Source organism: Isoptericola croceus (genome assembly GCF_029382255.1).
In the GTDB taxonomy this organism is placed as follows: domain Bacteria; phylum Actinomycetota; class Actinomycetes; order Actinomycetales; family Cellulomonadaceae; genus Isoptericola; species Isoptericola croceus.
The window spans coordinates 118,918-144,228 of sequence record NZ_JARLLG010000004.1; the positions used below are offsets into that span (position 1 = coordinate 118,918).

26 protein-coding genes, 1 tRNA gene and 1 other RNA gene are annotated in these 25,311 nt (G+C 71.9%); 16 read left to right on the forward strand and 12 right to left on the reverse strand.

Annotated features, from left to right (window positions below):
• Positions 1 to 18 precede the first annotated feature (18 nt).
• Entirely contained in the window at positions 19 to 603 is a 585-nt protein-coding gene (locus PZC42_RS11095) for an ECF transporter S component (protein ID WP_277211014.1), read from the forward strand.
• 34 nt (positions 604 to 637) lie between these two features.
• Here PZC42_RS11095 and PZC42_RS11100 read toward each other — a convergent pair whose 3' ends face one another.
• Positions 638 to 865, reverse strand: coding sequence for a hypothetical protein (locus PZC42_RS11100; RefSeq protein WP_277211016.1), 228 nt, complete (start codon positions 863 to 865; stop codon positions 638 to 640).
• Positions 866 to 928: 63 nt separating this feature from the next.
• Between PZC42_RS11100 and PZC42_RS11105 the strand changes: the two genes are divergently transcribed.
• Positions 929 to 1,549: a mycothiol-dependent nitroreductase Rv2466c family protein gene (locus tag PZC42_RS11105; RefSeq protein ID WP_277211018.1), complete on the forward strand. Its 621-nt coding sequence runs from the start codon at positions 929 to 931 to the stop codon at positions 1,547 to 1,549.
• A gap of 16 nt (positions 1,550 to 1,565) precedes the next feature.
• Positions 1,566 to 2,489: an LLM class F420-dependent oxidoreductase gene (locus tag PZC42_RS11110; RefSeq protein ID WP_277211020.1), complete on the forward strand. Its 924-nt coding sequence runs from the start codon at positions 1,566 to 1,568 to the stop codon at positions 2,487 to 2,489.
• Between the two features lie 102 nt (positions 2,490 to 2,591).
• Here PZC42_RS11110 and PZC42_RS11115 read toward each other — a convergent pair whose 3' ends face one another.
• From PZC42_RS11115 to PZC42_RS11130, 4 genes are all read right to left on the reverse strand, one after another.
• Entirely contained in the window at positions 2,592 to 3,248 is a 657-nt protein-coding gene (locus PZC42_RS11115; RefSeq protein ID WP_277211021.1) for a LytR C-terminal domain-containing protein, read from the reverse strand.
• A gap of 37 nt (positions 3,249 to 3,285) precedes the next feature.
• Entirely contained in the window at positions 3,286 to 3,582 is a 297-nt protein-coding gene (locus PZC42_RS11120) for a type II toxin-antitoxin system VapB family antitoxin (RefSeq protein ID WP_277211023.1), read from the reverse strand.
• A 174-nt stretch (positions 3,583 to 3,756) separates the two neighbouring features.
• Positions 3,757 to 5,604 carry a beta-galactosidase gene (locus PZC42_RS11125; protein WP_277211025.1) on the reverse strand — a complete coding sequence of 616 codons (1,848 nt, stop codon included), beginning with the start codon at positions 5,602 to 5,604 and terminating at the stop codon, positions 3,757 to 3,759.
• Between the two features lie 89 nt (positions 5,605 to 5,693).
• A tRNA-Ser gene (locus PZC42_RS11130) sits at positions 5,694 to 5,778 on the reverse strand.
• A gap of 156 nt (positions 5,779 to 5,934) precedes the next feature.
• Between PZC42_RS11130 and ffs the strand changes: the two genes are divergently transcribed.
• From ffs to PZC42_RS11155, 5 genes are all read left to right on the forward strand, one after another.
• An RNA gene (gene ffs, locus PZC42_RS11135) (signal recognition particle sRNA small type) lies at positions 5,935 to 6,031 on the forward strand.
• 321 nt (positions 6,032 to 6,352) lie between these two features.
• Positions 6,353 to 7,243: a MetQ/NlpA family ABC transporter substrate-binding protein gene (locus tag PZC42_RS11140; protein WP_277211027.1), complete on the forward strand. Its 891-nt coding sequence runs from the start codon at positions 6,353 to 6,355 to the stop codon at positions 7,241 to 7,243.
• A gap of 111 nt (positions 7,244 to 7,354) precedes the next feature.
• Entirely contained in the window at positions 7,355 to 8,434 is a 1,080-nt protein-coding gene (locus PZC42_RS11145) for a methionine ABC transporter ATP-binding protein (RefSeq protein WP_277211029.1), read from the forward strand.
• Complete coding sequence (locus PZC42_RS11150) at positions 8,431 to 9,084, forward strand: methionine ABC transporter permease (protein WP_277211031.1); 654 nt, start codon at positions 8,431 to 8,433, stop codon at positions 9,082 to 9,084. The genes PZC42_RS11145 and PZC42_RS11150 overlap by 4 nt, the downstream gene beginning before the upstream one ends.
• A gap of 82 nt (positions 9,085 to 9,166) precedes the next feature.
• Positions 9,167 to 10,081 carry a hypothetical protein gene (locus PZC42_RS11155; protein ID WP_277211033.1) on the forward strand — a complete coding sequence of 305 codons (915 nt, stop codon included), beginning with the start codon at positions 9,167 to 9,169 and terminating at the stop codon, positions 10,079 to 10,081.
• 64 nt (positions 10,082 to 10,145) lie between these two features.
• Here the strand turns inward: PZC42_RS11155 and PZC42_RS11160 are convergent, their stop codons facing one another.
• The 3 genes from PZC42_RS11160 to PZC42_RS11170 all read right to left on the reverse strand — a co-directional run bounded on the left by PZC42_RS11160 (position 10,146) and on the right by PZC42_RS11170 (position 12,138).
• Positions 10,146 to 10,652, reverse strand: coding sequence for a MarR family winged helix-turn-helix transcriptional regulator (locus PZC42_RS11160; RefSeq protein ID WP_277211035.1), 507 nt, complete (start codon positions 10,650 to 10,652; stop codon positions 10,146 to 10,148).
• Positions 10,653 to 10,754: 102 nt separating this feature from the next.
• Positions 10,755 to 11,627 carry a VOC family protein gene (locus PZC42_RS11165; protein ID WP_277211037.1) on the reverse strand — a complete coding sequence of 291 codons (873 nt, stop codon included), beginning with the start codon at positions 11,625 to 11,627 and terminating at the stop codon, positions 10,755 to 10,757.
• Positions 11,628 to 11,655: 28 nt separating this feature from the next.
• Positions 11,656 to 12,138: a MarR family winged helix-turn-helix transcriptional regulator gene (locus tag PZC42_RS11170; RefSeq protein ID WP_277211039.1), complete on the reverse strand. Its 483-nt coding sequence runs from the start codon at positions 12,136 to 12,138 to the stop codon at positions 11,656 to 11,658.
• A gap of 73 nt (positions 12,139 to 12,211) precedes the next feature.
• Here PZC42_RS11170 and PZC42_RS11175 point away from each other — a divergent pair, with 73 nt between their 5' ends.
• From PZC42_RS11175 to PZC42_RS11210, 8 genes are all read left to right on the forward strand, one after another.
• On the forward strand, positions 12,212 to 13,282 hold the full coding sequence (locus PZC42_RS11175; RefSeq protein WP_277211041.1) for an LLM class flavin-dependent oxidoreductase: 1,071 nt from the start codon (positions 12,212 to 12,214) through the stop codon (positions 13,280 to 13,282).
• Positions 13,279 to 13,968 carry an NADPH-dependent F420 reductase gene (locus PZC42_RS11180; RefSeq protein ID WP_277211043.1) on the forward strand — a complete coding sequence of 230 codons (690 nt, stop codon included), beginning with the start codon at positions 13,279 to 13,281 and terminating at the stop codon, positions 13,966 to 13,968. Before PZC42_RS11175 ends, PZC42_RS11180 begins: the two co-directional genes overlap by 4 nt.
• A 118-nt stretch (positions 13,969 to 14,086) precedes the next feature.
• Positions 14,087 to 14,479, forward strand: coding sequence for a GNAT family N-acetyltransferase (locus PZC42_RS11185; protein WP_277211045.1), 393 nt, complete (start codon positions 14,087 to 14,089; stop codon positions 14,477 to 14,479).
• Between the two features lie 87 nt (positions 14,480 to 14,566).
• Positions 14,567 to 15,898, forward strand: coding sequence for a glutaminase (locus tag PZC42_RS11190; RefSeq protein WP_277211047.1), 1,332 nt, complete (start codon positions 14,567 to 14,569; stop codon positions 15,896 to 15,898).
• Entirely contained in the window at positions 15,895 to 17,274 is a 1,380-nt protein-coding gene (locus PZC42_RS11195) for a DUF2252 domain-containing protein (protein WP_277211049.1), read from the forward strand. The genes PZC42_RS11190 and PZC42_RS11195 overlap by 4 nt, the downstream gene beginning before the upstream one ends.
• A gap of 108 nt (positions 17,275 to 17,382) precedes the next feature.
• A complete protein-coding gene (locus PZC42_RS11200) occupies positions 17,383 to 18,225 on the forward strand; it encodes an alpha/beta fold hydrolase (RefSeq protein ID WP_277211051.1) in 843 nt (280 codons plus the stop codon).
• Positions 18,226 to 18,323: 98 nt separating this feature from the next.
• Positions 18,324 to 19,088 (forward strand): helix-turn-helix domain-containing protein, encoded by a 765-nt coding sequence (locus PZC42_RS11205; protein ID WP_277211053.1) that lies wholly within the window; start codon positions 18,324 to 18,326, stop codon positions 19,086 to 19,088.
• On the forward strand, positions 19,078 to 19,824 hold the full coding sequence (locus PZC42_RS11210; protein WP_277211055.1) for a GOLPH3/VPS74 family protein: 747 nt from the start codon (positions 19,078 to 19,080) through the stop codon (positions 19,822 to 19,824). The genes PZC42_RS11205 and PZC42_RS11210 overlap by 11 nt, the downstream gene beginning before the upstream one ends.
• 43 nt (positions 19,825 to 19,867) lie before the next feature.
• Here the strand turns inward: PZC42_RS11210 and PZC42_RS11215 are convergent, their stop codons facing one another.
• The 4 genes from PZC42_RS11215 to PZC42_RS11230 form a co-directional block, all read right to left on the reverse strand.
• Positions 19,868 to 20,638 carry an isocitrate lyase/PEP mutase family protein gene (locus PZC42_RS11215; RefSeq protein ID WP_277211057.1) on the reverse strand — a complete coding sequence of 257 codons (771 nt, stop codon included), beginning with the start codon at positions 20,636 to 20,638 and terminating at the stop codon, positions 19,868 to 19,870.
• A 168-nt stretch (positions 20,639 to 20,806) separates the two neighbouring features.
• Positions 20,807 to 22,372, reverse strand: coding sequence for an MFS transporter (locus PZC42_RS11220; RefSeq protein WP_277211060.1), 1,566 nt, complete (start codon positions 22,370 to 22,372; stop codon positions 20,807 to 20,809).
• 254 nt (positions 22,373 to 22,626) lie between these two features.
• Complete coding sequence (locus PZC42_RS11225; protein WP_277211062.1) at positions 22,627 to 23,199, reverse strand: TetR/AcrR family transcriptional regulator; 573 nt, start codon at positions 23,197 to 23,199, stop codon at positions 22,627 to 22,629.
• Positions 23,200 to 23,307: 108 nt separating this feature from the next.
• Positions 23,308 to 25,194, reverse strand: a complete 1,887-nt coding sequence (locus PZC42_RS11230; RefSeq protein WP_277211064.1) for a carboxylesterase/lipase family protein — start codon at positions 25,192 to 25,194, stop codon at positions 23,308 to 23,310.
• Positions 25,195 to 25,311: the final 117 nt, after the last annotated feature.

Genomic DNA, 25,311 nt, shown 5'->3' on the forward strand with positions numbered 1-25,311 from the left:
TCCCGACCTGGAGACCTCATGAAGTCCGTGACCACCCGCTACCTCATGACGTGCGCCGCCATCGGCGCCGCCATGGGTGTGCTGCTCATCCCTGCCAACTTCGTCAGCGCGCCCCTCGCCGCCGCGGCACCCATGGCGTACGCGCCGATGGTGGGCCTGTGGCTCATCGGGCCGGTGCTCGCGCTGGCACTGATCCGGCGGCCGGGGGCCGCGGTGCTCACCACGTTCGTGGCCGGCGTGGTCTCGTCCGCCTCCCCGGTGGGCGCCTGGTCGATCGTCACCTGCCTGATGGCCGGCGTGGCCCTCGAGCTCGCGTTCGTGGTCACGCTGTACCGGGTGTGGAGGCCGTGGCTCTACTACGCGGCGGCCGTCGTGTTCGGCGGGCTGTACGTCGCGTCCGGGTGGGCCGCGTTCAACATGGGCTCGATGATGACCGGCGTCCTGGTGACCTTCGTGGCGCTGATGATCGGCAGCTTCGTCGCGGCGACCTGGCTCGGCCTCTTCCTCGCGCAGCGGCTGGCGAAGGCTGGCGTCGCACGCGGCCTCGCCGCCCCGCGAGGTAGCGCAGAGCCCGCCCAGGTAGCGCACACCGACGCGAGGTAGCGCAGGCCGCCCGCGAGGTAGCGCAGGGAAGGCGTCAGCCACGTTCCTCGCGGCGGTCGGGCTCGTCGAAGCCGACGTGCCGCCGTCGGGCACGCTGCAGGACCCGCAACTCACGTACCGCGATCGCCACGGCGATCCCGAACGGGAACCATGCCCAGGGCCGGCCGCGGAGCACGACGGCGAGGCAGAGCAGGGCGACGACGGCCGCTCCGACGACGGTCGCGACGCTGGACCAGCTGACCGAGCGCACCTTCGAGAGCACGTGGCGAGCCTAGCGCGACGGCCGTCTCGAACCGATTCGCGCCGTCGGAGTACTGTGCGTGGGATGACTTCCACCGAGACTTCCACGCCCGTCGTCGACGTGTACGTCGACCCCACCTGCCCGTTCGCCTGGGTCACGTCCCGCTGGGCCCTCGAGGTCGCCGAGCACCGCGACGTCGAGCTGACGTTCAAGCTGATGAGCCTGTACCTACTCAACTCCGGCAAGGACATCCCCGCCGACTACCGCGAGCGCATCGAGGCCGGACGCGGCCAGGGCCGCGTCGCCGCCGCCGTGCAGACCGACCACGGCCCCGAGGCGCTGGCCGCCTACTACACGGCGTTCGGCACCCGTTGGCACGACCAGGGCGTCAAGGACGTCGACGCCGTGATCCGCGAGTCGCTCGCCGAGGCCGGCCTGCCCGCCGAGCTGGCCGACGCCGCGACGTCCGACGCCTACGACGGCGCGCTCGCGCAGTCCCACGAGGCCGGGATGGCCCCGGTGGGCGAGGAGGTCGGCACGCCGACCATCCACGTCGACGGCGTCGCGTTCTTCGGCCCGGTCCTGACCCGCGTACCGCGCGGCGACGACGCGGCGAAGCTGTTCGACGCGGCCGTCGCGCTCGCCGGCAACCCGCACTTCTTCGAGCTCAAGCGGACGCGCACCGAGCATCCCGTGCACGACTGAGGAGACGGACCAGCGCATGACTCTCGACCTTCGCATCTTCACCGAGCCCCAGCAGGGTGCCTCGTACGACACCCAGCTCGCCGTCGCGAAGGCGACCGAGAAGCTGGGCTTCAGCGCGTTCTTCCGCTCCGACCACTACCTCGCGATGGGTGGCGACGGCCTGCCCGGTCCCACGGACTCCTGGACCACCCTGGCCGGCCTGGCTCGCGAGACCGAGACCGTGCGACTCGGCACCCTGGTGTCCTCGGCGACGTTCCGCCACCCCGGCGTGCTGGCGATCCAGGTGGCCCAGGTGGACCAGATGTCCGGTGGTCGGGTGGAGCTGGGTCTGGGTACCGGCTGGTTCGCCGCCGAGCACGCGGCGTACGGCATCCCGTTCCCGGACAAGCGGTTCGGGATCCTGGAGGAGCAGCTCGAGGTCCTCACGGGTCTGTGGGGCACGCCGGTGGGGGAGACGTTCGACTACTCCGGCAAGCACTACACGCTCGCGGACTCCCCGGCGCTGCCGAAGCCCGCTCAGGGGCAGGTCCCGATCATCCTGGGCGGTGGAGGGCCGCGGCGGACCCCGGCGCTCGCCGCGCGTTTCGCCAGCGAGTACAACCAGGCTTTCCCCGAGATCGAGGCGGTCGGGCCGCGCATCGGGGTCATCAACAAGGCGCTCGCCGACGCCGGTCGCCCGGCCGATTCGTTGACGCAGTCCGTCGCCCTGGTCCTTGCGGTGGGCGCCGACGAGGCGGAGTTCGCACGCCGGGCCGCCGCTATCGGCCGTGAGCCCGCCGAGCTGCGCGAGCACGGCGTCGCCGGCACCGTCGCCGAGGCGGTCGACCGGCTGGCGAGCCTGCGGGCCGAGGGCGTGCAGCGCGTCTACCTGCAGGTGCTCGACCTGCAGGACCTGGACCACCTGGACCTGATCGCCCGGGAGGTCGCCCCGCAGTTGTGACTCGTTGTGGGCGGGAATTCTGGGCTCGGAACCCGCCCGAAAGGGACAGAACGGACCAAGAAGCCCGCCCACAACGTCACGGCGCGGACGGCCGTGCGGGCCTCAGGCCTCGTCGGGCGCCCGGCCGAGGCCGAACTCGCGCTCAATCGCGTCGAGGTCCTCCGCAGGGATGCAGCCGGGCATGTTCTCGAGCGGCTGGTCCGCGGCGAGGGGGACGTCCTCGACGGGCAGGGGCTCGGTCCAGCCGGTGCCGACGAGAAGGTCGACGAACTTGCCGCCGCGGTCGTCCATGACGAGCTCGACGTTCTCGAACTGCGCGGCCAGCGTGTAGGCCTGCACGATCCCCTCGGCTCCGTAGCGGATCTCCGACGGGCCCTCGATCAGGTAGGTGAAGTCGCCGCTGTCCCGGACGTCGAAGCCGCGGTCGGACAGGACGTCCGCGCTGGCCCCGGCGAGGGCGAACCTGGGGTCCCCGGCGTTGTAGATCCGCACCCGCACCTGGTCGTAGGCCATCGGCAGGACGCCGTCGGGAGAGCTCTCGTCCTCGGGCAGGCAGGCCGGCGCCATGTTCTCCACGGTGGCGCTCGGGGTGTAGATCGGCTCCGAGATCGGCGAGTCGATCGTCTCCGTGTAGACGGCGAGCGCACCGAGGCCGAGGATCACGAGGAAGGCGATGATGAGCCCGAAGACGACGGCCTGGCGCTCGTGCTTGCGCCGACGACGGGCGACCCGCGCCGGGTCCTGGGCTGGTGACGTCACGCGAAGAAACTACCTGAGAATCCGAGATCCAGAGTGGTCATCCGACGGCGAGGACGCGGGCGTGCAGGATCGGGCGCTGCTGGAGCGCGGCCCGGACCGCACGGTGGAGTCCGTCCTCGAGGTACAGGGTTCCCCGGTACTCCACCACGTGGGCGAACAGGTCACCGAAGAACGTGGAGTCGTCGGCGAGCAGGGCGGCGAGGTCGAGCGTGCGCTTGGTGGTCACGAGCTCGTCCAGGCGGACCTGGCGCGGAGGGACGTCTGACCAGTCTTTGGTGCTCTCGCGCCCGTGGTCCGGGTACGGACGCCCATCACCCACGGATTTGAAGATCATGGCTGCCATCGTAGAGGCGCGGTCTGCTGATCAAGGGTGAGTTGAGGCAAGCCTGTGTATCGATATCGTCACGATCTCCTCATGCAGCAGGCATGACTCTCGTCGCCGGTCACGGTCTGGCCAGGCAACTACCATGAGCGTGACGCTTGTCACAGGAGAGGCGGTGCGGGCTGCTCACTCCTCGGTGTGCCCCAGCCGAGGACCTGCGACGAGCTGCACGGTCCGGCCCTGCGCGCCGTGCAGCTCGAGCACCACGACCTCGTTGTCCGTGGACCGCACGAGCGGTCCCGGCACGTAGAGCGTGCGCGTCGGTCTGGCGCTCCAGTACCGGCCGAGACAGAAGCCGTTGACCCACACCACGCCCTTGGTCCACCCGTCCAGCAGCAGGAAGTGATCGGCCCCCTCGGTGCTCGCGAAGGTCCCGAGCGCCAGCACCGGCCCGGCCAGCGGTGCGTCCGTGCCCGACGGCGGCACCCCGGCAGGGGTCTCGGCACCGTCCGGGTGCGGCGCGGGCGTCCGGGGCGAGGCCGCACGCAGCGCGGCCGTGACCTCCCCGCGCAAGGTCCCGCCGTCGTCGGCGAACCGCAGCGGGGTGACCTCCCAGCCGGTGAGCTCGCGCGTGGCGGTGCGCACGGGGCCGATCAGGCCCTTCGGCTCGCCGATGCGCGGCCCGTAGTTGACGCGGCCCTGGTCCTCGACGAGCAGCGTGAGCTCGCCGGCGCGCGCGGGCAGCGGCACGGCGGTCGTGTGCGTGGTGCGGTCCAGCAGGCCGACCGGCGCCCCGTCGAGGGCGACGAGCGCGCGGTCGCGGACGTCGTCGACCACGAGGACGGCGTCCTCGGCGGTGACCTGCGTGCGGTACCGGACGAACCCCTCCCACGCGGCGACGTCGTCGTGCGTGGGCGGCTGGTCGAACCGGTGCGTCTCGCCGAGGGTGTCGACGAGCCCGTCCAGCGGGAGGTGGCGGTCGAGCGGCACGGTGAGCTCCGGGGCGGGCCCCGCCTCCGCGGGCATCTCCTCGGGGACGGAGCGGTGGCGGGAGATCACCTCGCGGAACGTGCGGTACTTCGCGGTCGGCGCGCCGTGCTCGGCGAGCGGGGCGTCGTAGTCGTACGACGTGGTGATGGGGCGGTAGACGCCCTTGTCGTTCGCCCCCGCGGTGAGGCCGAAGTTGGTGCCGCCGTGGAACATGTAGAGGTTGACCGACGCGCCCGCGGCGAGCAGGGCGTCGAGGTCGTCGGCGTTGGCCTCGGGTGCGGTGACGTGGTGGTGCAGCCCCCAGGAGTCGAACCAGCCGTCCCAGAACTCCATGCACATCAGCGGGCCGGTGGGTTGGTGGCGCCGCAGCGTCGCGAGCCGTTCGGTGGTGCGGGAGCCGAAGTTCGCCGTGGTGAGCAGCTCGGGCAGGCTGCCGGCGGTGAGGTGCTCGTCGTTCGCCTGGTCGCTCGTGAACAGCGGGACGTCGATGCCGTGGCGGCGGAGCGTGGCCGCCAGGGTGCGCAGGTAGTGCTGTCGCTCGTCGAGCGGGTCGTCGCCGTAGGCGCCGTACTCGTTCTCGACCTGCACCATGAGCACGGGGCCGCCCGTGGTGGCCTGCCGTGGGGCCACGATCGCGGCCACGGCCGCGTAGTACTCCTCGATCGCCGTGAGGAACTGCGGCTCGGCGCGGCGCACCCCCACCGTCGGGTCGGCGAGGAGCCATCCGGGGAGCCCGCCGCCGGTCCACTCCGCGCAGATGTAGGGACCGGGCCGCACGATGGCGTGCAGTCCCTCGGCGGCGACGAGGTCGAGGAACCGGCCGAGGTCGCGGGGGCCGTCGGTGCGGAACTCGCCCCGGTCGGGGGAGTGCACGTTCCAGGCGACGTAGGTCTCGATGGTGTCCAGGCCCATGAGTCGCGCCTTGCGGATTCGGTCGGCCCACTGATCGGGGTGCACGCGGAAGTAGTGCAGGGCGCCGCTGACGATCTGGTGGGGTCGGCCGTCGAGCAGGAAGCCCTCGTCGCCGATCGCGACGTGGGGCATCACCCGATCCACGCCCGCGGTGGGGCGGGGGGGGGGCCGCCCACGGCCGAGGGCCCGCCACCATGACGGTGACGGGCCCTCGGGTCCGGCGGAGGATGGGGGATTCGAACCCCCGAGGGCGTGAACCCAACACGCTTTCCAAGCGTGCGCCATAGGCCGCTAGGCGAATCCTCCTCTGGTGCCACCCGCACGCATCGGTGCAGGCAACTCCAGCAGGATAGCGGACGCGAGCACCGGTCTCCGAATCGGTCCGCTGTGAGGTGTGCGACGCCACCACGAGCGTGACCGGCGCCGGTTTCGGTGCGCCGCCGGGTCTCGGTTAGGGTAGGGGCAGACCCCTCGTGCGGCATCACCTCGCCGAACTCCCCCAGGGCCGGAAGGCAGCAAGGGTAAGTGAGCTCTGGTGGGTGCGCGAGGGGTCCTTTGCGTCTTCGCGACCCCTTGGCCGGTGGGGTGCCGAACGTCGTGGTCCGGCACGCTTCGACCGGTCACCACGTGCCGAATGCGGACCGTCGACGACGACGTCTTGCGATGCGGACGCAATTTCGTCCGCCAGATGGGATTTCCCCTCTACTGGGTTGGTGATCCTGCCCGGCAGGTGTTCACCTTGTCGTGCACCCCGCCCCCTCACCGGTCGGCGAGGTGCCCCGGAGCCCGTCGCGCGCTGATGGCCGCGGCCCGCGCCTCCCTGCCACCGATGCCCGCCGGCGCGAACCGCCGTCGTGCACCCCTGCCCGGAAGGACTCTCATGTCTGTGCGCTCCACCCTGCTCGCGGCCGGCGCCGCCGCCTCCGTCCTCGCCCTCGCCGCCTGCTCCGGTGGCGCCGAGGCGTCCGTCGCCGAGGGCACCGCCGAGGACCCGATCCGCATCGGCGTCGTCTCCTCCGGCGAGGCCTACTGGAACACGTTCGCCGACGCTGCCGCCGCGGAGGGCATCACGGTCGAGATCGTGAACTTCTCCGACTACCAGCTCCCCAACCAGGGTCTGAGCGACGGGGACCTGGACCTCAACCAGTTCCAGCACCTGCAGTTCCTCGCGGGCTACAACGTGGCGCGCGGTGACGACCTCACCCCGATCGGCGCCACCGCCGTCTACCCGCTCGGCCTCTACTCGACGGCGCACGCGAGCGTCGAGGAGATCCCCGACGGCGGCGAGGTCGCCATCCCCAACGACGACACCAACCAGGCCCGGGCGCTGCTCGTGCTCCAGGAGGCCGGCCTGATCGCGTTGCGCGACGGCGGCAACTCCTTCTCGACGCCGGCGGACGTCCTGGCCGACGAGTCCCGCGTGACCGTCACCCCGGTCGACGCTGCGCAGACGGCGCTGGCCCTGCAGGACGTCGACGCCTCGATCGTCAACAACGACTTCGTGGGCGATGCGGGCCTGACCGCCGAGGACGCCCTCTACTCCGACGACCCGGACGCCTCCGCGGCCGAGCCGTACATCAACGTCTGGGTGTCGCGCGCCGAGGACGCCGACGACGAGACGCTCAACCAGCTCGTCGACATCTTCCACACCGAGGAGATCGAGCAGGGCGTCGTGGAGGCGTCCGGCGGCACCGGCGTCATCAAGGACAACGACGCCGCGGACCTGCAGGCCATCCTCGACGAGATCGAGACCAACCTCGCCGCCCAGTGACCCTCCGCCTCGCGAGGTAGTACCGCAGGCCCCGGGGAAGTACCCCGCGGGTACTACCTGAGTGCCTGCGGTACTACCTCGCGAGAGCTTGTCCTGTCTGAAAGGAGAGTCGTGAGCGAGCCCATCATCAGCTTCCGCGGTGCGGTCAAGGAGTTCCCCGGCCGCGGCCGTGTGGGTCGCCGGTCCGCCGGGGTCCGCGCCGTCGACGGCGTCACGCTCGACATCGCCGCCGGCGAGATCTTCGGCGTCATCGGCTACTCGGGCGCCGGCAAGTCCACGCTCGTGCGGCTCGTCAACGCGCTGGAGACGACGACGGCGGGTTCCGTCGTCGTGGACGGCACCGACCTCACCGGGTTGAGCGAGGCGCGGATGCGGCCGGTGCGAGCCGGGATCGGCATGATCTTCCAGCAGTTCAACCTGCTGCGGTCCCGCACGGTCGCCGGGAACGTCGCCTACCCGCTGGAGGTCGCCGGCTGGTCCCGGGCGGACCGCGACGCCCGCGTCGCCGAGCTGCTCACGTTCGTCGGCATCGCGGACAAGGCCGCCTCCTACCCCTCGGCGCTCTCCGGCGGGCAGAAGCAGCGCGTCGGCATCGCCCGCGCGCTCGCCACGAACCCGAGGATCCTGCTGGCGGACGAGGCCACGAGCGCGCTCGACCCGGAGACCACGGCAGACGTCCTCGCCCTGCTGCAGCGGGTCAACCGCGAGCTCGGCATCACCGTGGTGGTCATCACCCACGAGATGGAGGTGGTCCGCTCGATCTGCCACCGTGTCGCGGTCATGGAGCGCGGCCGTGTCGTGGAGCTCGGGGACGCCTATCAGGTGTTCAGCGACCCGCAGCAGGACGTGACCCGCAGGTTCGTCGCCTCGGCGCTGCGCGACCGGCCCTCGCCCGCGGTGCTGAGGCGGCTGCGCGGCCGTCACCCGGGTCGCATCGTCACCGTCCGCATCGACGAGGTCTCCGGCTCGTCCGCGCAGGTCATGGAGGTCCTGGCCGACCGCGGGGTCCACGGCACCATCGTCTACGGCGGCATCACCGAGGTGGCCGAGCGTCCCTACGGCTCGCTCACCCTCGAGCTCGGCGGGGACGAGGCCGCGGTGAGCGCCGCGCTCGACGGGCTGCATGCCGTGACCGCCGTCGTCGACCACGGCACGGTGGCGGCTCCCGCCGCGGAAGGGAACGACCGATGAGACCCGACCTGGTGCCCCTGCTGTGGGACGCGTTCGGCCAGACCCTGTACATGGTGCTGATCACCCTGGCCGTCGGCGGGTTCTTCGGGCTGCTGCTCGGCCTCGGGCTGTACCTGACCAGGCCCGGCAACCTGCTCGCGAACCGTCCGGTGTTCGCCGTGCTCAACGTGGCCGTGAACATCGTGCGGCCGGTGCCGTTCCTCATCTTCCTGGTGGCGCTCGGGCCGCTGACCCGGGCGGTCGTGGGGACAACGATCGGCATCGAGGCGTTCACGTTCGCGATGTGCGTCATGGCGTCGTTCGTGTTCGCCCGCCTCGTGGAGCAGAACCTGGTCTCCATCGATCCCGGGGTGATCGAGGCGGCCCGCGCGATGGGTGCCTCCCCGCTGCGGATCGTGCGCACCGTCGTCGTGCCCGAGGCCCTGTCGCCCCTGATCCTGGGTTACACGTTCCTGTTCATCGGGGTGCTCGACATGTCTGCGATCGCGGGCTACCTGGGTGGTGGCGGGCTGGGCGACTTCGCGATCCAGTACGGCTACCGGCAGTACGACTGGGCCGTGACGGCGATCGTCGTGGTGATCATCATCGTCATCGTCCAGCTGGTGCAGTGGCTGGGGAACACGCTGGCGAGGCGCGCGCTGCGGCGGTGATGCGCTGACGCGGGCCCGCGACGCGGCACCGACGGCGCGTGAAGCGATGCGGCGGACCACATCGCTGCCAGGATCAAGGGTTGTGTCCACACCTCAGAACCGCCGTGACCGTGCCCGGCGCAGGCTCGCCGGGCTCGGCGTCGCAGTGATCCTCCTCGGTGGAGTCTTCATGCTCTTCCGAGAGAGCTTCGCCTGGCTCGTCCCGTTGAACGGGGACCACGTCGCTCTGCAGCTGACCCGGGACGTCGCCGACGACATCGCCGAGACCATCGAACCGCACTGGGCCGAACCGGCAGACGCCCGAGCCCTGGCGGCCCGGACCTACTGGCTCGCGGACGGCTTCCACAGGCCCTGGGGGCCTGTGCAGCGGGTCATCGTCCTGGGCTTCGACGGACGCTCCGACCGCTCGGACGGCGCTCGCGTCGACATCGCTGTCGAGGCCGAGGTGGGGCGGGTGTCCTGCGAACTCAGCGACCGGTTCAACCCGTGGAATCCGTGCGAGGGTCCGAACCGCACCGCGGGTTCGGCGACGACCTGCTGGACGCTGACGGTGCACGCCCGTCGGCACCAAGGCGCTGCCGACGTCGACCAGGTCGACTGCCCCGAGGTGCTGGCCGCCCTGGACCCGAGACCGGAGGCAGAACCGACCCTCTCGCCGCAGGACGAGGACGAAGGGCCACAGCTCATCGGCGACCTTCCGGACGACACCGCCGACATCGTCCTCGACGTCCTGTCCGGCCTGGCCGCCGACGCCGACCCCGCTGCGGCTGAGGCTGCGGTCCGCGACGCCCTCGCCGAGCACGTCGATGTCGCGGCCCGTCGCGACGGTGACGAGCTCGTCGTCGCCGCCGGGATCATGTGGACGTCGGACTGCGTCGTCGTGGTGCGCCAGGGCGACGACGACCCGTTCCGCTTCACCGACATCCGGCCGATCCAGCTGGAGAAGGGCGAGATGGGCTGCGGACCCGGCCTCTACGACCTGCGTGCCGGCGGCTGATCACACGTCGTCGAGCTGACCACGGGGCACCGCGCCAGGACGAGGGTGGTGCGCCCGGTGGCCGTCAGTTCTCCGGGGAGCCTCTGCCCTCGTCGAGCAGCCTGATGAGTCGTGCGCTGAGGTCGCCGAGCGCGGCGGTGCCGAGCCCGCCGAGCTCGTCCAGGAGCGGGTCGCGGATCTCGCGGCGCTGAGAGCGGAGCACCCGACGGACCACGCGGCGTCCGCCGCTGGTCAGGACGGCGTCGTGGGCGCGGCGCCCGCTCGTCGCCGGACGGCGCTCGACGAGTCCTTGGCGTTCCAGGGCGGTCACGGCGTGGCTGATGCGGCTCGGGGAGAAACGCAGGGTCTCGGCGAGGCTCTTGAGCCCTCGGGTGTGGCTCTCGGCGGCGTGGAGGAGCACCAGGATCTTGAAATGGCCGTGCGAGACGCCGCCCTCCCGCTGCGACTGCCGGTCCAGCGCGGTCTCGAGGAGGTGGGTGGCGAGGACGAGGTCCTGCCACACCGACGCCCTGCCGAGGCTGTCGTCGGGATCGACCCGCGCGTGCGTGTCGGCGTCCGGTGGTCGTGTCACGCTCCCATCCTCACACCATGGGGTTGCCGTGGGCGGCTCGACGATCCGGCCCTCCCCCCCCAGCCGGAGGACATCGTTGAGTTGAATGCTCAAGCCTCTGCCTCATCGGCCCTGGGTGGCCGTGATCCTGACCGCGTTCGCCCAGGGGTCCTCGACGCTGACCGTCCGGCCGTCGTCGCGGACCGGGACGCGGTGGTGCTGCATGCGGTCGACCAGCTCGGCGACGTCGTCGGCCGTGGGCACCTCGATGTCCACCCGGCCGAGCCCGAGGGTCTGCTGACGCGGGCCCGCGCCGCGGCTCCTCCACACGTTCATCGCCATGTGGTGGTGGTAGCCGCCGGCGCTGACGAACACGGCCTGGTCGCCCAGCGTCATCGTGACGTCGAAGCCCAGGCGGGTGGCGTAGAAGTCACGGGCCGTCGCCACGTCGCCCACCGACAGGTGGACGTGCCCCACCCGGGCGTCGCCGACCGGCTCGCCGGCGAGCCCGCGCTCGTCGAGGTGCTCACGGAGGTAGGCGTCGGGGTCCAGGAGCACCGTCCCCATCTCGACCTGCCCGTGCGTCCAGCTCCACTGCGTCCGGTCGCGGTCCCAGTACAGCTCGACACCGTTGCCCTCGGGGTCGTCGAAGTAGAACGCCTTGCTGACCAGGTGGTCGGCGGACCCGGTGAAGGACCCCGGGCGCCGCCGCGCGACCGAGTTGACCGCGGCGGCCAGGGCCGCCTCCGTGTCGAAGAGGATCGCGGTGTGGAACAGCCCTGCCTGGTGGGGAGAGGCGTGCCGGAGCTCGGGGGTGTGCGCCAGGACGACGACGGCGCGGTCGGCCCGGCCGAGCGTCACCACGGGCCCGGCCTGCTCCAGCACGGTCAGGCCCACGCCGTCGCGGTAGTAGGCGGTCATGCCGTCCAGGTCGGCGACGTTGAGGGTGACGGCACCCATGGCCGTGTCCGCTGCGAGGAGTGGTCGTGTGCTCATGACCTCGGCAACTGACTTGAGCTCTCAACTATTCCGGGAGCGGGTCGAGGTGCAGGTGGCGGCGCACGGCTGCCGCGGCGTCGCGCAGGTGGTCGAGCTGCTCGGGGGTGAGCGCGTCGACGAAGACCTCCTTGATCGCGCGAAGGTGCGGCAGGGTGCTGGCGTGGAAGGCGCGGTCGCCGGAGTCGGTGAGCACGACCCGCGAGCCTCGGGCGTCCTCCGCGCAGGGTTCGCGACGCACCAGGCCCCGCCGCTCCATGCGGCCGAGGTGACCGGACAGGCGGCTGCGTTCCCACTCGATGTGCGCGGCGAGCTCGGAGGATCGCATCGCCCGGCCTTCCGCCTCGCTCAACGCGAGGAGCACCCTGTAGTCCCCGCCGGAGAGTCCCGAGTCCTCGTGCAGCCGGGCCTCGATGCGGGCGCGGACGATCTCGGAGGTCTCGATGTGCACCCGCCAGGCGGCGAGCTCCTCGTGCGTGGGGACCGGTCGACGACGCCGTGGATTATCCATGGACCCTCCTCGGTTGTTGACATGTGAATCATATGCGCCCCGGCGCGACCTCACCGAGAAGGAGCGGCAGACCATGGACGTCTCGCAGATCGAGTTCGGCATCGACAGCTTCGGGGACCGGCCGCGGGACGACCGGGGCGAGATCGTCTCCCACGCCCAGGCGATCCGCGCGGCGGTGGCAGAGGCGGTGCTCGCCGACCAGGTCGGCATCGACGTGGTCGCCCTCGGGGAGCACCACCGGCCGGAGTACGCGATCTCCAGCCCGGAGACGGTGCTGGCCGGTATCGCGACAGCCACCCAGCGCATCCGGCTGGCCTCCGGGGTCACGGTGCTGTCCTCGGACGACCCGGTGCGCGTCTTCCAGCGGTTCGCCACCGTGGACGCGCTGTCCCACGGTCGCGCCGAGGTGATCCTCGGCAGAGGATCGTTCACCGAGTCCTTCCCGCTGTTCGGGTACGACCTGAAGGACTACGACGTCCTGTTCGAGGAGAAGATCAACCTTTTCCACCGGCTCCTGGACGAGCAGCCGATCACCTGGGAGGGCACGACCCGACCGGCTCTGCACGAGGCCGACGTGTTCCCGAAGACCGAGTCTGGCCGGCTCCAGACCTGGGTGGGCGTCGGCGGGACGCCCCAGTCGGTGCTCCGCACCGCCCACTACGGGTTCCGGCTCATGCTCGCGATCATCGGTGGAGCCCCCGACCGGTTCGCGCCCTACGTGGACCTGTACCGGCGCGCCCACGAGCAGCTCGGCACCACGCCGCAGCCGGTCGGGATGCACTCGCCCGGCTTCGTCGCCGAGACCGACGAGGAGGCCAAGGCGCTCTTCTACCCCGGCTACCGGGAGATCCGCGACCGGATCGGTGCGCTGCGCGGATGGCCACCGCTGCGGAAGGCGGAGTTCGACGCCGAGGTGGACGGCGGGTCGCTGTACGTCGGGTCGGTCGAGACGGTCGCGGCCAAGATCGCCCACGCGGTCCGGGCGCTGGGTGCGGGTCGGTTCGACATGATCTACTCCGCCGCCGGTACGGTCTCCGCCACCGCGCGGCTGCGCTCGGTCGAGCTCTACGGCACGCAGGTCATCCCGCGCGTCCGCGAGCTCCTGGCCGAGACCCCGATGGTCGCGGCAGGAGCGGCACGATGAGCCCCGCCACCACGACGATCGGGATCCTGGGCGCCGGGAAGGTGGGAACCGTCCTGGCCCGGCTGGCCGTGGCCGCAGGCTTCCGGGTCTTGATCTCCGGCTCCGGCGACCCCGAGAAGATCGCCCTGACCACCGAGGTCCTCACCCCTGGTGCCCGGCCGGTCCGGTCCGCCGAGGCGGCAGCGGCCGCGGACATCGTTGTGCTCGCCCTGCCGCTCAGCAAGCACCGCGACGTCCCGGTCCGGGAGCTGGAGGGCAAGCTGGTCGTCGACGCGATGAACCACTGGTGGGAGATCGACGGTCCTCGGGACGCGGTCGTCCCACCCGGGCTCTCCTCCAGCGAGCTCGTCCAGCAGTTCCTGACGGGCGCTCGGGTGGTCAAGGCGTTCAACCACATGGGCTACCACGACCTGGAGGACGGGGCCCGACCTGCAGGGCCGGGGCGCAAGGCGATCGCCGTCGCCGGTGACGCGCCGGCGGACCTCACCGTGGTGTCGGAGCTGGTCGACGCCCTCGGGTTCGACGCGCTCGCCATCGGCGACCTCGCGACGGGGGTCCGGCTCGAGCCGGGTACCCCTGCCTTCGGGGCGAACGTCGACGTCGGGAACCTCCGCGCCCTCACCAGCCCGGTAGCCGACGAGCCGGCCGACGAGCCGCGGGACCTGGAGGCCGCGACGTCCGGTTGACCGTGTTCCGACCACACGGTGTCCACTGGGCGGGCGTCCGACGGTGACGCGCTCACGGTGCGGCACCAGGTCCGTGCCGGGCACACCGCGGTGAGCACGCCGAGGAGAGGGATGTCGCATGACTGAAGTACTGACGGACACGACGGGCGCGAGGGTCACCGTCGGGGTCGAGCTCGCCGACCCCGTCAGCGCCTACACGATCACGGTCGACGACGGGCCCGTCGCCGGCAGGGCGGAGTTCGTCGACCTCCCGGACGCGGACCGTGAGCGCATCATCTTCCACACCGAGGTCGACCAGGACTTCTCCGGGCGTGGTCTGGCCAAGATCCTGCTGGCGGAGGCGCTCGCGGACAGCATCCGTCACGGCCTCACGATCGTGCCCGTGTGCCCGCTGTTCAGCCGCCACCTGGCCCGGCACGGCGACGAGTTCCTCGCCGCGGGCGGTTCGTTCCGCACGCCGACGCGCGCGGACCTGTCCGCGGTGACCCTCGCCGTCCGGCACCGGCCGTGACCGCCCACCTGTCCTGCAGGCCGCCGTGCCGCGGCATAGCGTGACGTCCGACGCTGCGCAGGACCGCGCAGCCGCGGAGGTGAGCACATGCGGTCGATGATCCCTGACTACCTGGAGGGGGCGCTGGCCGACGTGGCGGCGGACGACTCCGGGGCGACGGCGGCCTACATCCCCGAGCTCGCGGCGGCGGACCCCGACCGGCTCGGCGCCGTCTTCGCCACGATCGACGGCCAGGTCTACGGTGCGGGCGACGTCGAGGAGGAGTTCACGATCCAGTCGATCTCCAAGCCCTTCGCGTACGCGCTCGCGCTGTCCGACCGTGGGTTCGGGCCCGTCCTGGCCAAGGTCGGGGTCGAACCGTCCGGCGAGGCGTTCAACGAGATCTCCCTGGAGGACGAGACCGGACGTCCGCTCAACCCGATGATCAACGCCGGCGCCATGACGGCGCACGCGCTCACCGGGCCGGAGGGGGCCGACCCTGTCCGTCGGGTGGAGCGCGTGATCGACGGCCTCTCGGCCTTCGCGGGCCGACGTCTGCCCGTGGACGAGGACGCGTGTGCCTCCGAGATGGAGCATGCGCACCGGAACCTGGCGATCGCGCACATGCTGCGCAGCCACGAGATCCTCACGGAGGACCCCCGGCGCGTGGTGGACGGCTACCTCCGCCAGTGCTCGGTGCTCGTCACGACACGGGACCTGGCCATGATGGCCGCCACGCTGGCCAACAGAGGCATCAACCCGCTCTCGGGTCGGCGGGTGGTCGGCGAGCGGGTCGTCCGGCAGGTACTGAGCGTCATGGCCACCTGCGGGATGTATGACGCCGCGGGGGACTGGGCGACGCAGGTCGGCATCCCCGCCAAGAGCGGCGTCGCCGGCGGGCTCATCGGTGCGCTGCCGGGCCAGCTCGGCATCGCGACGTTCTCGCCCCGGCTGGACGCGCACGGCAACAGCGTCCGCGGCGTGTCGCTGTTCGAGCGGTTCACCTCGGACATGGGGCTGCACCTGATGGAGGTGCCGCCCGCCGCGCGCGCGGTCGTGCGGTCCAACCGTGCCCGCGGCAGCGCGGGCGACGCGGTCCGGGTCCTGCGGCTGCAGGGCGGTATCCGCTTCGCCGGGGCGGAACGGTTCGTCCGCGAGGTCATCGACAGCCCGCCGGCCGAACCGCGCGTCGTCGTCGACGTCTCCGAGGTCTACTCGATCGACGACGTGTCGCGCCGGATGCTCCTCGAGCTCGTGCGCCGGCTCACCCTGGACGGCCACGACGTGTACCTCGTCGACCCGGAGGCGATCGTCCCCGACCCGGATCCGGGCGAGGGCGGCCGGGTCACGGTCGTCGACGACATCGACGAGGTCCCGGTCGTCCGGGGCGAGGTCGGCGCGCGCGACGTCGCGCTCGCCGGCCAGGCGGACGACGCATGAGCGCTGAGGCGCAGCCCCGGGCGCGGTCCTCGGACCAGGTCAGTGCGACGGCGCAGGACGGCCGTGACGCACGCAAACGGGCGCCGCGTCGGCGCGCGGCCGACTGGGACCCGCGGGTGCGCGACCAGCGGCCTCTCGACCGGCTGCGTGCGCAGGAGACGGTCCGCGACCCGCAGCTCCTCCCGCTGCGGTACGCGCGGATGGCGTCGTCGCCGTGGGCCTACCTGCGCGGCGCCGCCGCCGTGATGGCTGCCGACCTCGCGACGGCGCCCCCCTCGGGCCTGACGGTCCAGATGTGCGGTGACGCGCACGTCCTCAACTTCGGCTTCTGGGCGTCGCCGGAGCGGCAGCTGCTGTTCGACGCGCGCGACTTCGACGAGACCCTCCCGGGGCCGTTCGAGTGGGACCTCAAGCGTCTGGTGACCAGCGTCCACGTCCTCGCGGGCTCGGAACGGCTCGTCGCGGGGTGTGGTGAGAGCTCGGCCGCAGCAGCCGTGGAGGGGTACCGCACGGCGATGTGGCGGTACGCCCGCATGGGCGAGCTGGACGTCTGGTACGACCGGATCCCGCCCGACGTGCCGCTGAAGCGGCTGTCCTCGCAGTATGCCGAGGCCGCCGTCCGCCTCATCGAGAAGCAGTCCAGGAAGCGGACCCATCACGGCGTGGCCAAGCAGCTCGTGACCGAGGAGGGCGGGAGGCGGCGGATCATCCGGGACCCGATGAAACGTGTGGACGACGACCTGAGCCAGGAGCGGCAGGTCGCCGCCTACGAGCAGGTCTACGACACGTACCTCGCCTCCATCCCGCCCCATCTGCGCCGCCTCGTCAGCCGTTTCACCCGGGTCGACTCCGTCCGTCAGGTCGTCGGCGTGGGGAGCGTCGGGATGCGCGTCTGGCTGCACCTGCTGGAGGGCGACAGCGGGCACCAGCCGTTGTTCTCCCAGGTGAAACAGGCGACGACGTCGGTGTACGAGGAGTTCCTCGGTCCGAGCGAGTTCTCGAACCACGGCGAACGCGTGGTGGTGGGACAGCGTCTGATGCAGTCCGCCAGCGACATCTTCCTCGGTCACCTGCGTGTCGACGGCTTCGACTACTACGTGCGGCAGTTCCGCGACATGAAGATCATCCCGCGCGGGGACCAGATCGCGGGATACCTGCCGCAGTTCGCCTACGCCTGCGGGCACGCCCTGGCCAAGTCCCACGCGCGCAGCGGCGACCCGGCCGCCATCGCCGCCTACATGGGACGAGGTGCCGCCTTCGCCGACGGGATCCTCGGGTTCGGGCGAGCCTATGCCGAGCAGACGCACGACGATCACGCCGAGCTGGTGGCCGCCGTCGGGAGCGGAGAGGTGCGCGCCGCCGAGCGGGCCTGGTGAGCGGGCCGACCGGCTCGCCGTGAGGCTTGACCGTGTTCTTACCACACGGAATCTACTGGGAGCAGCGGCCGTCTCCTCTGCCGGCCGGGAACCGAAAGGAGCGGGAGCATGGGCTACATCACCGTAGGGAACGAGAACAGCACGCCCGTCGAGCTGTACTACGAGGACCAGGGCGCCGGGCAGCCGGTCGTGCTGATCCACGGCTACCCCCTCAACGGGCACAGCTGGGAGCGCCAGACCAGGGAGCTGCTGGACCAGGGCTACCGGGTGATCACGTACGACCGCCGCGGCTTCGGCCAGTCCTCCAAGGTGCACCACGGCTACGACTACGACACCTTCGCCGCCGACCTGAACACCCTGCTGGAGACCCTCGACCTGCGCGACGTCGTGCTCGTGGGCTTCTCGATGGGCACCGGGGAGCTGGCCCGCTACGTCACCAACCACGGGCACGAGCGCGTCGCGAAGCTCGCCTTCCTCGCCTCGCTCGAGCCGTTCCTCGTGCAGCGTGACGACAACCCCGAGGGTGTGCCGCAGGAGGTCTTCGACGGCATCGCCGAGGCCGCCCGGGGTGACCGGTACGCGTGGTACACCGAGTTCTTCAAGAACTTCTACAACCTTGACGAGACGCTCGGCTCGCTCATCAGCCCCGAGGCCGTCGAGGCCAGCTGGAACGTCGCGGTCCGCAGCGCCCCGGTCGCTGCCTACGCCGTCGTCCCGGCCTGGATCGAGGACTTCCGCGCCGACGTCGACGCCGTGCGCGCGGCCGGCAAGCCGACGATGATCCTGCACGGCACGAAGGACAACATCCTGCCGATCGACGCCACCGCGCGTCGGTTCCGTCGGGCGCTGCCGGACGCCACCTACGTGGAGGTCGAAGGCGCGCCGCACGGCCTGCTCTGGACGCACGGCGACGAGGTCAACGACGCCCTGAAGTCCTTTCTGGGCGCGTGACACCACCCGGTGGAGGGCGGCCCACCGGCTGCCCTCCACCGCCGGTGGGGCCCGTCGCGTGGACCGGCCTGCTGCTCGGTCGAGCGAGAGGAGACGACATGCCGTGGAGCACCCGAGAGCTCGCCGAGCGCGCGGGCACGACGGTGAACACGATCCGCCACTACCACCGCATCGGGCTGCTCGAGGAGCCCGAGCGCCGGTACAACGGCTACAAGCAGTACGACGTGCAGCACCTGGTGACCCTGCTCCGCATCCGGCGTCTCGTCAGCCTCGGAGTGCCGCTCGCCCAGATCGGCGACGTCAGCGCCCGGGCCGACAGCACCCCGGAGGTGCTGCGCGCTCTCGACGCGGAGCTGCAGCAGGGCATCGCTCGGCTGCAGAAGGCGCGGGCGGACCTCGTGGTCATCCTGCGCGACGACGCGCCCGCCGACATCCCGGCCGGCTTCGAGTCGGTGGCGGCCCGGCTCTCGGAGGCGGACCGGTCCATCGTCCACATCTACACCCAGCTCTACGACGAGTCGGCGCTGTCCGACATCCAGAAGCTCGTCGAGGCGGACACCGACGGCGTCGGCGCCGAGCTCGACGAGCTGTCCGCCGACGCCGACGAGGACACCCGGCGCCGGCTGGTGGACAGGCTGGCCGCGACCATCGTGCGCAACAACCGCGACTTCCCGTGGCTGACCGATCCGGTGGCGCACCTGGCCAAGGATCCGTCGCTCACCGCGCAGACGATGGCCCACGCCCTGACCGACCTGTACAACCCGGCGCAGCTCGATGTCATCGGGCGCGCCCACACCCTGGCGAGCGAGCTCGAGCAGAACCTGCCCGAGCGCGAGGCGAAGGACACGACAGATGACGACTGAGCACCCGGACGGCGCGCGGCCCGCGCCGGAGACCGCACCGCAGACCACCGACGGCGCGAGCGCCCCCGGCGAGCCGACCCTGGCAGAAGACCTCCTGCTGCTGCTGTTCCAGCCCGGCTCGGGCACCATCGCCGGCGAGGGCACCTTGTCCTACGTCCTGGCGGGCGCGGTCCTCGCCGATCTGAGCCTCGGCGAGCACGTGCAGACCTCGCCGGGCCGGACGGGGTCGCTGCTCGTCGGAGCCGTCCGCGACCGGCCGCCCGCGGACCCCCTGATGCGGACGAGCTGGGAGTACGTCGAGGACAAGCCCCGCGGCGTGCAGACCGTCCTGGCGGCCACGGGCCCGTCGCTGCGCCAGCCGCTGCTGGACAGGCTGGTCGACCGGGGCGACCTGCGCCGGCGCACCCGCAAGACTCTCGGCCTGTTCACGTCGTCGGCCCTCGAGGAGGGCGACAGCGGCCGCAGGGCGAAGGTGCTCGGTGAGGTGCGCGCGGTGCTCGTCGACAGGGTCGAGCCGACCCCGCGCACCGCCGCGCTCGCCGCCCTGCTCTACGGCAGCGGCACCATGCCTCAGCTCGACCGCGACATCCCGTGGACCTCACCGGTGATCGCCCGCGCCGAGGAGCTCAAGGACGGCAGCTGGGGAGCCGAGGCCTCCGCCAAGGCGGTCACCCGCACGATCACCGCGGTCATCGTCAACAGCGTCGTCGCCGCCGCTGCCGCGCTGCCGCGCTGACAGTGCGGCCGGTGGTGCTGCCGCGCTGCCAGCGCGCCCCGTCTCAGTTGAGCGCGGGCGTGTCGGCGGGGATGACCCCGTCGCCGTAGAGGTCCGCGGCGAGGTCGCGCAGCGCCCGCAGGGCGGCCCGCTGCGTCAGTGGTCCGTAGGAGACGCGGGCGACGCCCAGCTCCTCGTACTCGGACGCGGTCAGCGCCCCGGGCACGCCGATGACGCTGAGCCGGCGCAGACCGAGCCCGGCGACGAGGTGCTGGGTCGACTCGTGGTCGAGCTTGCCCGGCACGAAGACGAGGCTCGCGCCGGCGTCGAGGAACGCCCGACCGCGTTCGACGGCGTCGTCGAGGCTCTCGGCCAGCGGACGGTCGCCACCTCGCACCAGCGCGTCGGTGCGGGCGTTGAGCTGGAACGGGACGCCCTCCTGCTCGGCGACGCGCACGATGGCCTCCACGTTCGCCACCGCCTCGGTCAGCGGCACGAGGCGGTCCTCGACGTTCGCGCCGACGACACCGACGCCGATCGCGCGACGGACCGACTCGCCCGGGTCGCCGAACCCCGCGTCGAGGTCGGCGGTCACCGGCAGGTCGGTCGCCTCCACGATCCGCGCCACGGCGGACAGCGCGAGATCGAGGGGGATCTTCCCGTCCGCGAACCCGTGGCTCGACGCGATGGAGTGCCCGGCGGTGGCGATCGCGCGCGTACCGGGCAGGTCGGCGACCGTGCGGGCGCTGATCGCGTCCCAGACGTTCACGACGCGGAGGATCTCGGGGGCTTCGTGGAGCGCCTTCAGCGCTTCGGCCTTGGTCAGGGTGCTCATGGCGATGACGCTACAGCGGCCGCGCTTGACCGTGTCCCCGGAACACGCGGTGTGCTCGTGGCTGTGGGCGGCCACGCGAGCCGGTGCGGCCCGCCACGGCGCCGGCAGGGTGAACGCTGCGCGGACACGCACGGTGAGCCGTGCGTGTCCGCGCAGCGACGGACGGTCCTACCGGACCTCCTCCTCGTGCGCGGCCGCGAGGTCCTGGTGTGCCGAGGCGCCGCGGAGCGTCACCAGCGCCCAGACGGCGGCCAGCACCATCACCACGCCACCGGCGATGCCGGTGACCGTGATCGCCTCGGTGAACGCGGACTGCGCCACAGCGAGGATCGCCGCTCCGGTGCTGCCGCCGAGCTCCGCGGCGACCAGCAGGGCCTCGGCCATCGTCGAGGACGCCCGCTCGGCGGCGGACGCCGACAGGTCGAGCGCTCCGGTCCCGGCCGTGACCGTCCGGGTGTACCAGGCGACGAGCACCCCGCCCAGCACGGCGGTGCCGAGCGTCGTGCCGAGCTCGTATGCGGTCTCCGACGTCGCGGCGGCCTGCCCGGCACGTTCGGGCCGGACGGAGCTCATGATGATGTCGTTGCTCAGGGCCAGCGCCATGCCGGCGCCGAGCGAGACGAGCCCCAGCGAGGCGGCGACGAGAGCGGGGCTCGAGGTCGGTGTCAGGAACACGGTCAGACCGAACCCGACCGCCGCGATCAGGAGTCCTGCGGAGATGACGTAGGCCGGCAGGATGCGCTTGACCATGATCGCGGCGGCGAAGCTCGCTGTCGCGGCGAGGATCGCCTGGGGCATGAGCCAGAACGAGGCCTGCAGGGGGGTGAGCCCCAGGACGAGCTGGAGGTGCTGGATGAGCGCGACCAGCGCACCGACCATCGCGAAGATCGCCAGGAGGTCGGCGACGACGGCTCCGCGGAAGTACCGCACGGTGAAGAGCCTGACCTGCAGGAGCGGGGTGGCCAGCCGCAGCTGCCGCCGGACGAACAGGGCGATCGCCGCCAGGCCGACGAGGAGCACGACGACCCCGCGAGCGATGTCCTCGCCGCCGGTGAGCGTCTTGATGGCGTACACCACGAAGAGCATCCCGACGAGCGAGAGGGCGACGCTGGTGAGGTCGATCTTCTGGAGCTGGGGGTTGCGGCTCTCGGGCAGGAGCAGCGGCCCGAGGATCAGCAGGAGCACCATGACGGGGATGTTCATCGTGAAGGCCGCCCGCCAGCCGAAGGTCTCGATGACCCAGCCGCCGACGATGGGCCCGACCGCTGCCCCGACGGACGCCATCGCGGCCCAGACGGCCATCGCGTAGCGCCGCTGCTGACGGTCGAGGAACATGTTGCGGACCAGCGACAGCGTCGACGGCATCATGATCGCCCCGCCCACCCCGAGGAGCGCGCGAGCGGCGATGAGCATCCACGGGGCGGTGGCCAGCGCACCGGCCACCGAGGCGATCGAGAAGACGACCGCACCGATGAGCAGGTTCCGGCGGCGCCCGAACCGATCGCCCACGGCGCTCATCGCCACGAGCAGGCCGGCCAGGACGAGCGCGTAGACGTCGATCATCCAGAGCTGCTGGACACCCGTCGGGCTCAGGTCGGCGGAGATCGCGGGCAGGCCCAGGACGAGGACCGTCCCGTCGATCGTGATGAGCAGCAGGGGGAGGACCAGCACGGCGAGGCCGAACCAGGTCCGGGAGGTGGCCCGGGTGGGTGCCTGGGCGGATGGGGCGGTCATGATGCGGCTCCTCGTCGGTGTTGGTCGATGGCCGCCTACTCTACGGACCATATGGTCGGTTAAACAAGGCCTTGTGGTCGATCTCATAGACCATGCGATCGGATTGGAGCGAGTTGTCAGGGCGTGAGCGGTCCGCCTGGGGACGAGCGCCCGGCAGGTCGGGGTGCGCACGTGTCAGGGCACGACGAGTCGACGGCCGCCGGCCGGCCGGGTGCCCGCACCGGGAGCCGGCAGGGGTGGGAGGCGGGGGCCCCTCAGAGGGGGGAGCGGAACGTGCCGTCGGTCGCGAGGTCGAGCAGCAGCCCGACGGCGGTCGCGATGCTCTCCGCGTCCTCGTCGCCGATCACGGCTGCCGCGGCGACCCCCTCGGCGGCCCGGCGCACGACCTGGATGCGTTCGGCGCTGAGCCCGTCAGCGGCGAACTGCTTGCTCCATTCCGCGTTCTGCTCGTCGACGAGCGCCGCGACCGCGGGGATGGTGTAGAGGCCGTTCCAGCTCACGGCCGAGGTGAGGTCACGGACGGCGACGGCCTCGGTGCTCCCCGCACCGAGCGCGCGGACGTAGGCGCGCAGCAGCTTGCCGGGGTAGTTCTCCGACAGGTCGAGATGCTCGAGCACCCTCGCGCGGAACTGCTCGTAGACGTCCTCGACCACGGCGAGGACCAGCTGGTCCCGGTTGCCGAAGTGATGGATCAGGCCGCTCTTGGACACGCCCGCCGCGGAAGCCACCTGCGCCAGGGTCACTGCGGAGCCCTTCTCGAGGATCACCGCGGTGGCTGCGTCGAGGACGGCACGCCGGGTGCGCTCCGCGTTGCGCGTCTGTCGCACTTCCGCCACCTGACTGCCCACCTCGTGTCGACCTGCTGACCAGGGAGTCGATACTACAGCGGGCGCGATCGGTTGAACGATGCGCCTCGGACGTCCCGGGTCCGGTGCCTACGGGGTCGGCCCGGGGTAGCGCATCCAGAAGTCGACGGCATCGGCGCGCGGGCGGGGGCTCATCCCGCTGCCGTCGCCGTTCAGCTCCATGACCAGCTCGGGAGCCTCCTGCACGGCCGGCCAGCGGGGCAGCCCCGGCACCCTGGGGGTGCCGGTGAGCACGAACGCGGTCCAGTACCCGGTCATCTGGTCCCGCAGCCGATGGTCCGCCCCCGTGTACCGCGCGTCGCTGTCGACCCCGAGGTTGTCGAACGCGTAGGCCACCTCCGCGCCGTGGTAGGCGCCGTAGCGCTCCAGTCCCGGCTCCGGCGGCGTGTGGGAGAAGAAGTACAGGTAGGCGTCCGCGTCACCGGACTGCGTGTGCAGGTGTGCCCAGCGGAACATCGCGCGGGTCATGACCTGGTCCGTCTGTGCCTGCACGGAGGACTCGAGGGCCTGTCCAGGGGTGTCGCCCGGGTACAGGTCGAGGTAATCGGGTGCCAGATCGCCGTACGTCCGGAGCGCCGATGCCCGGTACTCGTCCACGTCCAGGTCCGGGGGAAGTGCGAGCGCGAGCGAGGCCTCGTCGGCGTTGCTGCCGACGAGGATCGGTACGTCGTGCTGCCTCCCGGTGGCGTAGACGTCCGCGGGGACGGCCGGCAGGACGTGCCCGTCCACCGAGGGTCGCCAGTGCGAGGCGAGCGCTGCCGCCGCCTCGACGACGCGCTCGACGGGCATCGCGCGCATCTCCTCGACCGTCGCCCCGCCCAGCTCCTGGCTCAGGCGGCGACCCGCGTCCTCCGCCGTGCGCCGGGTGTCGAACTGGTCGCCCTGCGCCGTGTCGCCGGCCGTGCCCATGCAGGCGCCGCCCCCCGCGACGATCCCGTCGAGCAGACCTTCCGCCAGCGGTGTCGCACCGAGCAGGCAGACGCTCTCGCCGCCCGCGGACTGACCCGCGACCGTCACCCGGTCCGGGTCGCCGCCGAAGGCGGCGATGTTGTCCCTGACCCACTCCAGGGCGGCGATCTGGTCGAGGATCCCGTAGTTGCCCGAGGAGTCGCGGCCGGACTCCGCGGCCAGGGCCGGGTGGGAGAGGAAGCCGAGCACCCCCAGGCGGTAGTTGACGGTGACCGTGATCAGGTCGCCGCGAGAGGCGAGCGACGCCCCGTCGTAGAGAGGCAGGGCACCGGAGCCCGTCGCGAAGCCTCCACCCGGGACGTACACGAGGACGGGGAGCCGGTCCGACACGGGTGCGGTGCTGCGCCAGACGTTGAGGGTCAGGCTGTCCTCGCTCACCGGATAGGGGTTGAGCAGCGTCCCTTCGAGCGGTACCTCCACGACGCGCGAGAGAGCCCGCGTCGCGAAGGTGGACGTGCTCTGTACCGGGACGGGGGAGAACCTGTCGGCGACGAGCACCTCGTCGCGGGGTTCGGGCGGCTGCGGATCCCGCCAGCGCAGGTCGCCCACAGGCGGCCGCGCGTACGGGATGCCGGCGAAGATCTCGACCGTGCGCGTGTCGTCGAGAACTCCTTGCACGGGCCCTTCGCGGGTCAGCACGTGATCCGTGCGGGCCGGGTCGTCGCCGCCCGCCGCCCGGGTCTCGGCGGCCGGGTGTGCGAGCACGCCCGTCGCGCAGACCGCGGCGGTGCCCAGCACCCACGCGCCCAGCCGGACGGCGACCGGACGCCCGCCGACCCGACGCCAGCACACGGCGACCACGACGAGCACCGATCCCGTGAGCACCCACCCCCACCACGGGCTCCGGTTCAGCCAGACCAGGACGACCGCCGCGACGGCCGTCAGCAGGAGCGGGACGAGGCGGAGGGCGGACCGGACGAGCCGACGGGGCCGTCGCCTCGTACCTGCTGCCGGGGCGCCGTCGTCGTCCTGGGGTCGTTCGTGCACGCTCTCTGACACCTCTGCTCCTCGGACTCGTGGAGCCCCGCCCGTCCGGTGGGGTGCTCGTCCGTCGGGGCCGCTCGTCGTCGGCGGCCGTCCGCCGCAGAGTCGACACCCTGTTCC

Bases quoted from the DNA above. Each gene is read 5' to 3' on its own strand.
- PZC42_RS11095 (WP_277211014.1), top strand. From the start codon at position 19: ATGAAGTCCGTGACCACCCGCTACCTCATGACGTGCGCCGCCATCGGC.
- PZC42_RS11105 (WP_277211018.1), top strand. From the start codon at position 929: ATGACTTCCACCGAGACTTCCACGCCCGTCGTCGACGTGTACGTCGAC.
- PZC42_RS11110 (WP_277211020.1), top strand. From the start codon at position 1,566: ATGACTCTCGACCTTCGCATCTTCACCGAGCCCCAGCAGGGTGCCTCG.
- PZC42_RS11120 (WP_277211023.1), bottom strand. From the start codon at position 3,582: ATGATCTTCAAATCCGTGGGTGATGGGCGTCCGTACCCGGACCACGGG.
- PZC42_RS11125 (WP_277211025.1), bottom strand. From the start codon at position 5,604: ATGCCCCACGTCGCGATCGGCGACGAGGGCTTCCTGCTCGACGGCCGA.
- PZC42_RS11140 (WP_277211027.1), top strand. From the start codon at position 6,353: ATGTCTGTGCGCTCCACCCTGCTCGCGGCCGGCGCCGCCGCCTCCGTC.
- PZC42_RS11150 (WP_277211031.1), top strand. From the start codon at position 8,431: ATGAGACCCGACCTGGTGCCCCTGCTGTGGGACGCGTTCGGCCAGACC.
- PZC42_RS11165 (WP_277211037.1), bottom strand. From the start codon at position 11,627: ATGAGCACACGACCACTCCTCGCAGCGGACACGGCCATGGGTGCCGTC.
- PZC42_RS11170 (WP_277211039.1), bottom strand. From the start codon at position 12,138: ATGGATAATCCACGGCGTCGTCGACCGGTCCCCACGCACGAGGAGCTC.
- PZC42_RS11175 (WP_277211041.1), top strand. From the start codon at position 12,212: ATGGACGTCTCGCAGATCGAGTTCGGCATCGACAGCTTCGGGGACCGG.
- PZC42_RS11180 (WP_277211043.1), top strand. From the start codon at position 13,279: ATGAGCCCCGCCACCACGACGATCGGGATCCTGGGCGCCGGGAAGGTG.
- PZC42_RS11185 (WP_277211045.1), top strand. From the start codon at position 14,087: ATGACTGAAGTACTGACGGACACGACGGGCGCGAGGGTCACCGTCGGG.
- PZC42_RS11190 (WP_277211047.1), top strand. From the start codon at position 14,567: ATGCGGTCGATGATCCCTGACTACCTGGAGGGGGCGCTGGCCGACGTG.
- PZC42_RS11195 (WP_277211049.1), top strand. From the start codon at position 15,895: ATGAGCGCTGAGGCGCAGCCCCGGGCGCGGTCCTCGGACCAGGTCAGT.
- PZC42_RS11200 (WP_277211051.1), top strand. From the start codon at position 17,383: ATGGGCTACATCACCGTAGGGAACGAGAACAGCACGCCCGTCGAGCTG.
- PZC42_RS11205 (WP_277211053.1), top strand. From the start codon at position 18,324: ATGCCGTGGAGCACCCGAGAGCTCGCCGAGCGCGCGGGCACGACGGTG.
- PZC42_RS11210 (WP_277211055.1), top strand. From the start codon at position 19,078: ATGACGACTGAGCACCCGGACGGCGCGCGGCCCGCGCCGGAGACCGCA.
- PZC42_RS11215 (WP_277211057.1), bottom strand. From the start codon at position 20,638: ATGAGCACCCTGACCAAGGCCGAAGCGCTGAAGGCGCTCCACGAAGCC.
- PZC42_RS11220 (WP_277211060.1), bottom strand. From the start codon at position 22,372: ATGACCGCCCCATCCGCCCAGGCACCCACCCGGGCCACCTCCCGGACC.